At 67.0% G+C, this 12,653-nt stretch carries 11 protein-coding genes; 8 read left to right on the top strand and 3 right to left on the bottom strand.

Annotation, left to right across the window (positions count from 1 at the left end):
* Nucleotides 1–134 precede the first annotated feature (134 nt).
* Nucleotides 135–653, bottom strand: coding sequence for a methylated-DNA--[protein]-cysteine S-methyltransferase (locus AUCHE_RS07665; protein ID WP_006502713.1), 519 nt, complete (start codon nucleotides 651–653; stop codon nucleotides 135–137).
* Nucleotides 654–806: 153 nt separating this feature from the next.
* Here AUCHE_RS07665 and AUCHE_RS07660 point away from each other — a divergent pair, with 153 nt between their 5' ends.
* Nucleotides 807–1,214, top strand: coding sequence for a VOC family protein (locus AUCHE_RS07660; RefSeq protein ID WP_006502712.1), 408 nt, complete (start codon nucleotides 807–809; stop codon nucleotides 1,212–1,214).
* Between the two features lie 76 nt (nucleotides 1,215–1,290).
* Here the strand turns inward: AUCHE_RS07660 and AUCHE_RS07655 are convergent, their stop codons facing one another.
* Nucleotides 1,291–2,409, bottom strand: a complete 1,119-nt coding sequence (locus AUCHE_RS07655) for a type I restriction enzyme HsdR N-terminal domain-containing protein (protein ID WP_006502711.1) — start codon at nucleotides 2,407–2,409, stop codon at nucleotides 1,291–1,293.
* A gap of 273 nt (nucleotides 2,410–2,682) precedes the next feature.
* Here AUCHE_RS07655 and AUCHE_RS07650 point away from each other — a divergent pair, with 273 nt between their 5' ends.
* The 5 genes from AUCHE_RS07650 to AUCHE_RS07630 all read left to right on the top strand — a co-directional run bounded on the left by AUCHE_RS07650 (nucleotide 2,683) and on the right by AUCHE_RS07630 (nucleotide 8,254).
* A complete protein-coding gene (locus tag AUCHE_RS07650; RefSeq protein WP_006502710.1) occupies nucleotides 2,683–3,081 on the top strand; it encodes an RrF2 family transcriptional regulator in 399 nt (132 codons plus the stop codon).
* Nucleotides 3,082–3,124: 43 nt separating this feature from the next.
* Nucleotides 3,125–3,817 carry an iron-sulfur cluster repair di-iron protein gene (gene ric, locus AUCHE_RS07645; protein WP_006502709.1) on the top strand — a complete coding sequence of 231 codons (693 nt, stop codon included), beginning with the start codon at nucleotides 3,125–3,127 and terminating at the stop codon, nucleotides 3,815–3,817.
* On the top strand, nucleotides 3,814–4,551 hold the full coding sequence (locus AUCHE_RS07640) for an amino acid ABC transporter ATP-binding protein (RefSeq protein WP_006502708.1): 738 nt from the start codon (nucleotides 3,814–3,816) through the stop codon (nucleotides 4,549–4,551). The genes ric and AUCHE_RS07640 overlap by 4 nt, the downstream gene beginning before the upstream one ends.
* A 321-nt stretch (nucleotides 4,552–4,872) precedes the next feature.
* A complete protein-coding gene (locus tag AUCHE_RS17730) occupies nucleotides 4,873–6,141 on the top strand; it encodes a hypothetical protein (protein WP_006502707.1) in 1,269 nt (422 codons plus the stop codon).
* 73 nt (nucleotides 6,142–6,214) lie between these two features.
* Nucleotides 6,215–8,254 (top strand): NAD(+) synthase, encoded by a 2,040-nt coding sequence (locus AUCHE_RS07630; protein ID WP_006502706.1) that lies wholly within the window; start codon nucleotides 6,215–6,217, stop codon nucleotides 8,252–8,254.
* Nucleotides 8,255–8,265: 11 nt separating this feature from the next.
* On the opposite strand, the gene hutG is transcribed toward AUCHE_RS07630, so the two are convergent.
* Nucleotides 8,266–9,315 carry a formimidoylglutamase gene (hutG, locus tag AUCHE_RS07625; RefSeq protein WP_006502705.1) on the bottom strand — a complete coding sequence of 350 codons (1,050 nt, stop codon included), beginning with the start codon at nucleotides 9,313–9,315 and terminating at the stop codon, nucleotides 8,266–8,268.
* Between the two features lie 175 nt (nucleotides 9,316–9,490).
* Here hutG and hutU point away from each other — a divergent pair, with 175 nt between their 5' ends.
* A complete protein-coding gene (gene hutU, locus AUCHE_RS07620) occupies nucleotides 9,491–11,182 on the top strand; it encodes a urocanate hydratase (RefSeq protein ID WP_006502704.1) in 1,692 nt (563 codons plus the stop codon).
* Between the two features lies 1 nt (nucleotide 11,183).
* A complete protein-coding gene (gene hutI, locus AUCHE_RS07615; protein WP_006502703.1) occupies nucleotides 11,184–12,467 on the top strand; it encodes an imidazolonepropionase in 1,284 nt (427 codons plus the stop codon).
* The last annotated feature ends 186 nt before the right edge of the window (nucleotides 12,468–12,653 follow it).

The following is a 12,653-nucleotide window of genomic DNA, read 5'->3' as shown; positions in this document are numbered from 1 at the left end:
TTGAAGCAGTTTTCAGTCAGTCTCGATCATACATTTGGGGGCAGGAGACGTCGAGGACTACCGCGTCATACGCCGGGGACAACCCGACGACGACACCGCCCAGATACGACCCGGGGCTCAGAACCGGGTCCGGCTCAGAACAACCTGCCCGCCCGACCCGCCTCCGACTCCTCCAACCCCAGCAGGAAACGCTTTCGATCGAGCCCACCGGCGAAACCGGTCAACGACCCGTCCGCGCCGACCACCCGATGGCAGGGGACGACGATGCTCAACGGATTGCGACCGACGGCCTGGCCCACCCTCTGCGCCAAGGCCTTGTTCCCCAGCTGCTCGGCCAGCGCACCGTAGGTCGTCGTCGTCCCGTAAGGGATCGTCCGGAGCAGAGCCCACACCCGTTCGGAGAACTCGTTCCCGGCAGAAGCCACCGGGAGGTCGAAGGAGCGGCGATCCCCGCCCAGGTATTCACGCAGCTCCCGCGCCGCCCGGGCGATCAGCTCGTCCGTCTCCTCCGTGGTCTCCTCGCCGATCTCGGAGACCGACGGCGGATACCGATGCTCAGGGAAGTAGATCCCGACCAGATTCTCCACGTCCGCGACGAGCAGGAGCTCACCGAGCACGGTCGTGACATGGGCATGCCTGCGTGTCGCCGCCATCAGATGTCCTTTCCCGATCGTCCATTCTCACCGGTGGACGGACCGTGGAACCACAGGCCTCGCGGAAGCCATTGCCACACAACCTCGCCCCACCTAATCTGACAAAGGGGACGAACTCCCCGCCGGACACGAGCTCTTCCGAGGGGATCTCCGATGACTCAGCAGCTCAACCCGTATCTGACCTTCGACGGTCAGTGTGCCGACGCGATGGATTTCTACGCCCGCGCGCTCGGCGGAAGCGTCCGGGTCATGACCTTCCGAGAAGCAGGGATGGAACTGGACGGCGTCATGCATGCCGCATTGGAGACTCCGGCCGGCTTCCACCTGTACGCCAGCGACACCGCCGAGGGCATGGGCCTGCCCTACCAGCCAGGAAACAACGTGCAGATCAGCATCTCCGGCGACGACGGCGACACCTTACGCGGCTACTGGACCGCGCTCTCCGAAGGCGCTCGGATCCTGATGCCTCTGGAACGCCAGATGTGGGGTGACGACTACGGCCTCCTGACCGATCGGTTCGGCGTCCTCTGGCATGTCAACATCTCCGGCGGGCAGGACTGACCACCCAGGCCGTTCCGCGGCGGTGCCCGGCCCCCGCCGGGAAGAACCGGACACCGCGGCCGCCGTCCGGCACCTGTCAGAGGCTGGCGTAGTGGGCGACGATCTGGCGGATCTCCTCGGCATGTCCGTAGATGTCCTCGAGCACTTCGATGTCGACCTTGGACTGGTCCTTGTTCACGTCGAACAGCCCGAGTCGCTTGATCCGTCCGTTGAAATAGAGCCGGACGATCGGCTTACGGTTGTTGTCGTCGAGGAAGACGGAGCAGTAGCTCTGGGCATCTCTGATGAAAACCCGCTGAACAGGAACGACACCGGCCACGATGGCTCGGACGATCCGGAAGGCTTCGAGTTCCTCTTCAGTGGTGGAGACTTCCGGCCTATCGTCCGACGCCGGTTCCCCGGGCGTATTCGTCCCTTCCGGAGGGATGACAGCGCTGGTGATCTCGACCTCAGGAGAGACCCCGATGAGGGGGGCCTGGTCGGCGAGTGCTGTTTTGAGGCGCGCGTTGACGCGATCGTTGACGTATTGCTTCGCCGCTTTCTCGGTCAATGCGGTGAACTGTTCCACTGCTCGAGCATTGAGATAACCATGGTAGACACGCTTGGTGAAAAGCTTCACGAAATCCTCGCTCGGCGAAGATATTTCGTCAGCGATTTCGCGCTTGATCGCCGAGACGTACTTCAACTCCTCCGCAGCTGCGATCACTGAGTCCAGATCGAATGCCGCTTTGGTCATCTTCGTCAGATGCGGGAGTGTAGAAGGGTCGATGTCGTTCAGATCAAGCTGCAGGAAAGGGCGCTCATCCATGATGTTCGGCTTGTCGAGGTCGGTGTAGAACCTCCAGCTGAGCCCGTTGGTCAAGACCCCGATCCGAGCATCGGAAGTATGGAAGTAACGGACGAGCTGGCTGGCGTGGGCCAGCGAAAGCTCCTCCCCCACCTTCTTGACCTCGATGAGCATGTGCACCCGGTCGGCGTGCTTGATCGCATAGTCGATCTTCTCACCTCTCTTCAGGCCCAGATCGGCGACGAACTCGGGGATGACCTCTTCGGGATTGAAGACGTCATAGCCCAGCACCTGAGAGATGAACGGCATGACTATGGCATTTTTGGTAGCTTCCTCCGTCGCCAGACTCGAGCTGTACCCGCGGGCCCGTTTGGCGAGCTCTCCGAGAGATTCTTCGACGCCGGCCATGGTCGTCCCCTTTCCCTACACGGACATCACCGCGGAGGGAACATCGAAGATGGTTCTTCCTCGTATCGACGGCAATGTCGATCATGGTCATCAGATCGATGATCACACCGGCCGGCCGGCTTCGCGGTCTTTGTTCGAAAAATTCTTTGTGCCTTCGGATCGGCATTGCGCAGCAGTTGCTGTTCCGCGGCGGGGGCATGGTCTCCTCGAAGATGGGAACCCCACCGTCGGAGACAGTTTCGACAACTCTGCAGAATCTATTAGTCTGTGACTATGCGACTTGAAGTTACGCGACGAGCCGGGCTGGCCGTACGTGCTCTGGCCGCGCTCTCTCCACCCGGAACCCGCCTCAAAGCCGGAGAACTCGCCACCGCGCTCGACACCACCGCAGGGTTCATGCCCCAAGTCGTCGGGCCCCTCGTCAAAGCCGGATGGGTCCGTTCCGTCCCTGGGCCGACCGGTGGATACGTCCTGAGCGAAAGTGCCATCACCCTCAGCGTCCTGGACGTCGTCGAAGCCATCGACGGACCGACCGACACCGGAAGATGTGTCGTCGAAGGGCACCCCTGCGGCAGCGCCGGAGCCCCTTGCGTCCTGCACCGGGCCTGGGCGTCCTCCCGCGCCATCCTGCGTGACGAACTCGCCGCCACCCCGGCCCTGCCGCCGACCTGATCCACTCCCGCCACCACCACAGCCCACCCCGAAGGAGCCCCCGATGCCCGTCGACCGCACCGCCACCCTCGGCACCCTGGTGACCGAAGACCCCCGTCGCAGCCGGATCCTCGAAGAACACGGCCTCGACTACTGCTGCAACGGCGGACGAAGCCTCGACGAGGCCTGCGCCAGTGCGGGGCTCGACCCCGCCGAGATCTCCGCGCGGCTCGACCTGCCCGACCCCGAACCGGCACCGGCCTGGCAGTCCTTCGGCATCGCCGAGCTCGCACAACACATCCTGCTCGTCCACCACCAGTACCTGTGGGACGAGATGCCCCGCCTGGGTGAACTCGTCGACAAGGTCGTCCGCGTCCACGGAGAGAACCACCCCGAGCTGGCCCAGGTCGGGGCCGACTACACCGCGCTGGTGGCCGATCTGTCCAACCATCTCGCCAAGGAAGAGCGGATCCTCTTCCCGGCGATCATCGCCCTGGGGACGCCAGGCGCTCCCGCACCCCTGGGATGCGGTCTGCGCGGACCGATCACCCAGATGATGTACGAACACGACGTGGCCGGCGACCTGCTGCGTTCCATCAGATCCACCACCCAGGACTACACCCTCCCCGAGGACGCCTGTGGCTCGTACCGGATGATGTTCTCCCGCCTGGAACAGATGGAAGCCGACCTGCACGAGCACATCCACAAGGAGAACAATGTGCTCTTCCCCCGGGTGCTGGAAATGGAAGAGTCGTGAACCGACCGCTGCTGGAGATCACCGGGGTCGACAAGCACTTCGGCGACCTGCACGTCCTCAGGGATATCGACCTGAGCGTCGGCCCCGGCGAAGTGGTCGCCCTGCTCGGGCCGTCCGGGTCGGGAAAGTCGACCCTGTGTCGCACGATCAACGGGCTGGAAGGCATCGACGCCGGAACGATCACCGTCGACGGGCGCGCCCTCCCGACCGAGGCCAAGGCGCTGGCTGCCGTTCGGGTCGAGATCGGCATGGTCTTCCAGTCGTTCAACCTCTTCACCGACATGACCGTCCTGGACAATGTCACCCTCGCACCGACACGCATCCGCAAGATGCCCGCAGCGCAAGCCGAGAGATCCGCCCGGGAGATCCTCGACCGGGTCGGGCTCGGAGACCAGGCGGACAAGCCGCCCACCCAGCTCTCCGGAGGGCAACAGCAACGGGTCGCCATCGCCCGCGCCCTGGCGATGGACCCGAAACTGATGCTCTTCGACGAGCCGACGTCAGCCCTGGATCCGGAGATGACCGCGGAAGTCCTGGACGTGATGGCGAACCTGGCCGGGGCCGGGATGACCATGGTGGTGGTCACCCATGAGATGGCTTTCGCCCGGAAGGTCGCCGACCGCGTCATCTTCATGGCGGAGGGGCAGATCCTCGAGGACACCGATCCGACGAGCTTCTTCGAGTCACCCCGGACGGAGCGGGCAAAAGACTTCCTGGAGAAGACGCTCGACTGATCGCAGGTCGGTTATCGGGTCTCATGGTGAGACCGACCCCCTGTGGGAAATGTGACAGCGGACACATTCTTGACCTGACGTCATCACATTGTAATCTGTTCGTGACCTGGTCGCAGGCAGGACGCCCCGGAAAGACCCTTCGAAAAGGCTCACGACAGTCAGGGCCCGCGTCCCGCCACAACGGCCGACCAGGCTACTGTCAGGGCCTGACCATACAGTAGGCCCGAACAGCCCTTGCATGCGATGACGCGCCGTCCGACAATGCGGCCCTCAACGGGGAGAAGGACATCGGCGGCGGCGCGCCGCGACCCAGGAGATTGCATGACCCCCCGGCACGTTCCTTCGCCGTCAGACCCGACAGGCCGATTCGGCCCGCCCCAGCACGACAACGCCCGAGATCGTCGGCAACCCCCGCCCGACGCCACAGCGATCTCCCCCGTCGTGGGACGCGACCCCTACGCCGGGACACCCCACCCGCAACAACACCAAGCACCCGCAGGGCAGACCTACGGTCACCCGCATCCCGGCGGGCACCCCCGCGACACCGGACACGACGAGCCCCGCACCCAGGCCTACCCCGGTGGGCCACTCCCCCACGAACACTCCACCCCCCGCACCCAGACCTTCCCCGGCGTCACCGCCCCAGGGTTCGACGACAGACACCCCGCGCCGGGACATCCCCGCACCGAAGTCGTCCCGGCCGCACTCGCACTCCAGGCCCAGCCCCGCACCGGGCAACCCGCCGCAGGCGAAGAGAAACCCGAGAAGGAGAAAGAGGAAGAGAAGAAATCCGGATCCGGGCTGTCCATCCCCCAGGTGATGGGCGGCGCCTGCGCAGCGGTCAGCGCAGCTCTGGTCTCCTCCAAACTCGGCGTCGCCGGGACACTCATCGGTGCCGCGGTCGCCTCCGTGGTCTCCTCCGTGTGCGCGTCCTACTTCACCAACGCGATGGCCTCCTTCCGAGACCTGTTCCTCAAGGGGAAGAAGGGCAAGGACCCCGATAAGACCCGAGCCCTCGCCAGCGGACCCGCCGGAGCAGACGGGATAGCCGCGACCAAACGACAGATGCTCGGCAACGACGGGAACGGCAGCTTCGTCGAAGGACGAGCCAAAGGCACCGCCAACTTCAAGATGACCCGCAGCGTCTGGCTCGGCTCCGGACTCATCCTCGCAGTCACCATCGGCGTGATCACCGTCATCGAATTCGGCTTGGGGCACCCCGTCTCCTCGGGAAACCGCGAAGGTACCAGCATCAGCAACGTGCTGCACCCCGTCCCGGCCAAGGTCGTCGAGACGCCCGCACCCGTGCCGAAAGCCCCCGTCCCGACGGCCCCTCCGGTCACTCCTTCCAAGACCGGCGTGCCCACCACCAGCAGCACGGGCAAGCCCACCGCGTCCGGCAGCAGCCAGCCCACCGCGTCCGGCAGCAACCGGCCCACCGTCACCGGCAGCAACCAGCCCACCGCAGGGCAGCCCACCGCAGGACGGCCGGGCCCGACCCGAGCGCCGGGAGCTCCCGGCGCGCCGGCCGCCCCGGGACAGCCCGGACAACCCGGCGGCGGGCTCCCCCCGCTCGACGCACCCCGCTGATCCAGCCTCTGGGCACACCGTCGGCGCCGCTCACCCCACCGGGGCGAGCGGCGCCGACGCATAGACTGCGGAGGTGAACTTCGCCTCGGCCTACGACCAAGGATTCCTCCGCGTCGCCGCCCTGACCCTCCCGGTCACACCGGCCCGCCCCCAGGCCAACGCCGAAGCGGTGCTGAATACGGCCCACGAACTGTCCGGCCAGGGCGTCGGCGTCGCCGTCTACCCCGAGCTCGGTCTCAGCGGATACGCCCTCGACGACATCCTGCTGACCGACAGCCTGCTCGACGACGTCGACCGCGCACTGACCCGTCTCGTCGAACACAGCACCGAGCTCGTCCCCGTCCTCGTCGTCGGCGCGCCCCTGCCGTGGCGCCACCGGATCTACAACTGCGCCGTGGTCATCCACCGCGGCCGCATCCTCGGCGTCGCCCCCAAGTCCTACCTGCCGAACTACCGCGAGTTCTACGAAAAACGTCACTTCGCACCAGGAGACGACATCGCCGGGGAGATCACCGTCGCCCGGCAGCGGGTCCCCTTCGGCCCCGACCTGCTCTTCCGGGCCACCGACCTGCCCGGCATGGTCCTGCACGTCGAGATCTGCGAAGACATGTGGGTGCCCATTCCCCCCAGCGCCGAAGCCGCCCTCGCCGGCGCCACCGTCCTGGCCAATCTCTCCGGCTCGCCCATCACCGTCGCCCGGGCCGACGAACGCAAACTCCTCGCCCGCGCCGCCTCCGCCCGATGCGCAGCCGCCTATGTGTACGCCGCCGCAGGCCAGGGTGAATCCAGCACCGACCTCTCCTGGGACGGACAGACCTTCGTCTACGAAAACGGCGAACTCCTCGGAGAATCCGAACGTTTTCCCGACGGGCCGCGCAGCACTGTCGTCGACGTCGACCTCGACGCGCTGACCGCCGAGCGGCGCCGCCAAGGAAGCTACGACGACAACCGGCGCACCCATGCCGAACGCACCAACCGCTTCCGCACCGTCGAATTCACCCTGGAACCGCCGCGCACCGATCTCGGGCTGCGCCGTAAGATCAGCCGTTTCCCCTTCGTCCCCGATGCCGCCGACCGATTGGCCGTCGACTGCTACGAGGCCTACCACATCCAGGTCAGCGGGCTGATGCAACGCCTACGCGCCATCGGCTCACCCACCGCGGTCATCGGCGTCAGCGGTGGACTCGACTCCACCCACGCCCTCATCGTCTGCGCCAGAGCCATGGACCTCCTCGGCCGCCCCCGCAGCGACATCCTGGCCTACACGATGCCCGGTTTCGCGACCTCCGCGCAGACCCGCCACAATGCCGAAGAACTGTGCCGGGGCCTCGGCGTCTCCTTCGAGGAGATCGACATCAGGCCGACCGCACGCCAGATGCTCGCCGACATGCATCACCCCTTCGCCCGAGGCGAAGAGGTCTACGACGTCACCTTCGAGAACGTCCAGGCCGGAGTGCGCTACGACTACCTGTTCCGTCTGGCCAATGCGCACCGGGGCATCGTCGTCGGCACCGGAGACCTGTCCGAACTCGCCCTGGGATGGTGCACCTACGGCGTCGGCGACCAGATGTCCCACTACGCGGTCAACACCGGAGTACCCAAGACCTTGATCCAGCACCTGATCCGATGGGTCATCGACTCCGAAGAATTCGGCGACGATGTCACCCAGGTCCTCGGCTCGGTCCTGAACACGGAGATCAGTCCCGAACTGATCCCCGCGGGCAAGGACGGCAGGGTCCAGTCCACCGAGGACTCCATCGGCCCCTACGCCTTGCACGACTTCACCCTCTACTACCTCCTGCGTCGCGGCTACACCCCCCACAAGATCGCCTTCCTCGCCCGGCATGCCTGGTCCGACGCCCGGCAAGGAGAATGGCCGCCCGGTTTCCCTGAGACGGATCGGATCGCCTACGACCTGGCGACGATCCGACACTGGTTGCAGGTCTTCGTCCGTCGCTTCGCCGCCAATCAGTTCAAGCGGTCCGCGCTGCCCAACGGGCCGAAGGTGATGGCCGGCGGGTCGCTCTCCCCGCGCGGTGACTGGCGGATGCCTTCCGACATGAGCCCGTACCTGTGGACCTCCGATATCGACGAGCACATCCCGGCCAGCTGAGTTCGTCGCCGTCACCGTCCCGGTGAGGCCGCCACGAGGTCGGCGATCAGCCTGGCCGCGGCTCGACAGGTCCGCCCGTCCGGATCGAACCGGGGCGCGACCTCCACCACATCCACCAAGACCAATTTGCCGCTGGCGGCGACTATTCCGCATATCGCAGCGGCCGTCTCCATCGGCACGCCATAGGCGGCCGGGGCGCTCACCCCTGGAGCCGTCGACGCGGGAAGAACATCCATGTCGATCGACAGATGCACCAGGTCGCATCCGGCCAACCAGGATTCGAGCATCGCCGCGACCTGGGCCGTCCGCCCGGGCGTGCAGTCCACGTCGCGCAGATAGCGCACCCCCCACCGCGCGGCCTCGGCGAAAAGAGCAGGAGTGTTCCCGGTCGCGCTGATCCCCAGGACCGCGTAGTCGAAGATCCGCCCGGCAGCCTGCTCGTCCCTGGCCATCTGCAGGAAAGGGGTACCCGAGGTCGGAACCGGATGATCACGCAGATCGAAGTGAGCGTCGAGGTTGAGCACACCCACACGCGCCCCGACACACCGTTGGGAAGCACGACGACCCAGGTAGGAGCCGTACGCCGTCTCGTGCCCGCCGCCCAGGACGACGACGAGGCCGTGCCGGTCGAGCAATGACGACGTACAGTCGCCGAGCCTTCTCTGCGCACCCTCCAGATCGGATCCGACGACCGTCAGGGTGCCGGCGTCGTGGATGACCGGCAGCTCGGCCCCGCCCGCAGACGCTCCTTCCCGCTGATGCGGTCGAACAGGCCGGGTCCGCTCCGAGAGAGGGGTCGACCCGGGCTGTCGTGAATGCCAGGCCAAGGGTGCCAGCGCGCGACGGAGAGCGTCGGGTGCCTCGGCGGCGCCAGGCCGTCCGCTGTTGCGCCGGACGCCTTCGTCGGAGGCGAAACCGATCAGGGCGAGGTCACCGGTGTGGCCGTCCTGAGGGGCCGTCGGGGTCACCAGCTGATGCCAGCGAGCATGCTCGGACCCGGATCCGTCGATCCGTCCGGCCCAGATGTCATCTGCTGTCCGCTGCCACGAGAGGTCGTCCATATGTCGAATCCTGCTCGCCGAACAGCCATCTCGCCCAGGGCAGAAGCTCCGGGCATGTCTCTCATACGAGACGGTGACCGGCGGCTCGCCCTGCCGCGGCCTGCCGCCGACCGTTTCGATGGAGTCGACACGGTACGGGCGGGTTCCACCGTCGGCAGGCAGGAAGGAAACGACCATGGCACTTCCAGGCGCACGCGAGGTCCGCGCCCCACGCGGCACCGAGATCACCGCGAAGTCCTGGCAGACCGAGGCTCCGCTACGCATGCTCATGAACAATCTCGACCCCGAGGTCGCGGAACGCCCGGACGACCTGGTCGTCTACGGCGGCACCGGACGGGCAGCCCGGTCCTGGGCGGCTTTCGACGCGATCGTGGCCGCGCTACGCGATCTGGAGTCCGACGAGACCCTGCTGGTCCAGAGCGGGAAACCCGTCGGGATCTTCCGCACCCACCCCTGGGCACCCCGCGTGCTCATCGCCAATTCCAACCTGGTGGGCGACTGGGCGACCTGGCCGGAGTTCCGACGTCTGGAATCCGAAGGACTGATGATGTACGGGCAGATGACCGCCGGGTCCTGGATCTACATCGCCACCCAGGGCATCCTGCAAGGAACCTACGAGACCTTCTACGCCGTAGCCCGAAAACTGCACGAAGCCGGCCGACTCGACGGGCCCTCCCTGGCCGGCACGATCACCCTGACCGGCGGTTGCGGAGGCATGGGCGGCGCACAACCCCTCGCCGTGACCCTCAACGGCGGAGTGGCCCTGGTCGTCGACGTCGACCGGCACCACCTCGAACGCCGGGTCGCGAAACGCTATCTCCACGAGATCGCGGACGACCTCGACGACGCCGTACGCCGGGTGAACGCGGCCAGGACGGCCGGACGACCGTTGTCCGTCGGCCTCCAGGGCAATGCGGCCGAGGTCTTCCCCGAAGTCCTACGACGCCACCGCTCCGGCGAACTGACCATCGACATCGTCACCGACCAGACCAGCGCGCACGACCCGCTGTCCTATCTGCCCGTCGAAGTCCCCTTCGAGCAGTGGCACGACGAAGCGCGGGCCGACCCGGAAGGATTCACGAAGAAGGCCCGCGAATCCATGGCGGCCCAGGTCCAGGCGATGGTGGAATTCCAGGACGCCGGCGCCGAGGTCTTCGACTACGGGAACTCGATCCGCGACGAGGCCCGGCACGCCGGCTACCACCGCGCCTTCGAGTTCCCCGGGTTCGTCCCGGCGTACATCCGCCCGCTCTTCTGCGAAGGGCTGGGGCCCTTCCGATGGGCTGCGCTGTCCGGTGATCCCGCGGACATCGCCGTCACCGACGCCGCGATCAAAGAACTCTTCCCCGAGAACACCCACCTGCACCAGTGGATCGACGCCGCCGGTGAATACGTCGAATTCGAAGGCCTGCCCGCTCGGATCTGCTGGTTGGGCTATGGCGAACGCCATCTCGCAGGCCTCCGGTTCAACCAACTGGTCCGCGAAGGAAAAGTCAAGGCCCCCATCGTGATCGGCCGGGACCACCTCGACTCCGGGTCGGTGGCCTCCCCCTACCGGGAGACCGAGGGCATGATCGACGGTTCCGATGCCATCGCCGACTGGCCACTGCTCAACGCCTTGACCGCGGCCAGCTCCGGCGCCACCTGGGTGTCCATCCACCATGGCGGCGGCGTCGGTATCGGACGGTCGATCCACGCCGGACAGGTAGGGGTCGCCGATGGCACCGATCTCGCCGAGGCGAAGCTGGCCCGACTGCTCACCAATGACCCCGGTATGGGCGTCATCCGGCATGTCGACGCCGGTTACGAACGAGCCGTCGAGGTCGCTCACGAACGCGGGGTGCGCATCCCGATGAAGGAGGTGTGAGATGTCGACCAGTTCCGGAGCCGAGGTCGTCACCGGGATCGGCGAGTTGTGGACGGTCGACGACCGGTGTCCCGAAGACCCACGGCTGGGCTACGGGTGCGGGGTCCTCGTCGATGCGGCCGTCGTGGTCGAAGAGGGGCTGATCGTCTGGGTCGGCCCGGCGGCACAGGCGCCGGCTGCGGACCGACGGACCGATGTCGCCGGGCGAGCGGTGCTGCCGGGATGGGTCGACTCACATTCCCACCTGGTGTTCGCCGGGGACCGGTCGGCAGAGTTCGCCGCGCGGATGGCCGGCCGGTCGTACACCGCCGGAGGCATCGGGGTCACCACCGCGGCCACCCGGGAGGCCGCTGACGAGCAGCTGCGAGAGCTGATCGCCGGACGGGTGCGTGAAGCGGTACGGGGCGGGACGACCTACCTGGAGACGAAGACCGGTTACGGACTGTCCGTGGAACAGGAGTCCCGTTCCGCACGCCTGGCCCGGGAGGCCGTGGACGAGGTGACCTTCCTCGGTGCTCATCTCGTGCCGGGCGAGTTCGCCTCGGGTGGGCCGTCCGGCGACCGGGCCGACTATGTCGACCTGGTGTGCGGGCCGATGTTGGATGCCGTACGTGACGTGGTGTCCTGGGCCGACGTCTTCTGCGAGGAGGGTGCTTTCGACGTCGAGGAGTCCCGTCGGATCCTGTCGGCCTGCCGGGAGGCCGGTCTGGGCCTGCGGGTGCACGGCAACCAGCTCGGGCCGAGTGGCGGGGTCGCCTTGGCGGTGGAGCTCGGCGCAGCCAGCGTCGACCACTGCAACTTCCTGTCCGCGTCGGACCTGGACGCCTTGGCCCGGTCCGGCACCGTCGCGACGGTGCTGCCGGCCTGTGATCTGTCGACCAGGGCCCCGTTGGCTCCGGCTCGGGCCCTGCTCGATGCCGGAGCCGTGGTCGCGCTGGCGTCCAACTGCAATCCGGGCACCAGTTACACGACGTCCATGAACTTCTGCGTGGCCACAGCGGTGCTGCAGATGAAGCTGACGGTGGCCGAAGCCGTGCGGGCGGCGACCTGGGGCGGGGCTCGCGCCCTGCGCCGGGACGTCGACCTCTCGGAGTCCGACGACGGGTGCACCCCCGGGGCCGGAGCAGGACTCTCGGCCGGGAACAGGCCACCGGTCGGTTCGATCCGGGTGGGTGCGCGCGCGGATCTGCACGTGTTGTCCGCACCGTCGGCCACTCATCTGGCGTACCGGCCGGGGATGCCGCTGACCTGGGCGGTGTGGCGGGAGGGGCTGCGCATCTTCTGACCTCGGCCCTCGGGGTGGGCTCCCGGTGGAGTCTCCTGGCCCGGTGTTGTTCACATGACATTGGGCCGGGCGACATCCGTAGGTCCACGGGGCGGTTTTGGGTGGTCCGCAAGGGGCCGACGAGCGGTGTTCCTGTCGGTTCTCGTTGTCCGCCACCGCTACTCGAAAGCGAGTTGCCCGTGTCTC

It is taken from the genome of Austwickia chelonae NBRC 105200 (genome assembly GCF_000298175.1).
GTDB classification, from domain to species: Bacteria; Actinomycetota; Actinomycetes; order Actinomycetales; family Dermatophilaceae; genus Austwickia; species Austwickia chelonae.
This window is presented reverse-complemented; position numbering and strand designations above follow the sequence as displayed.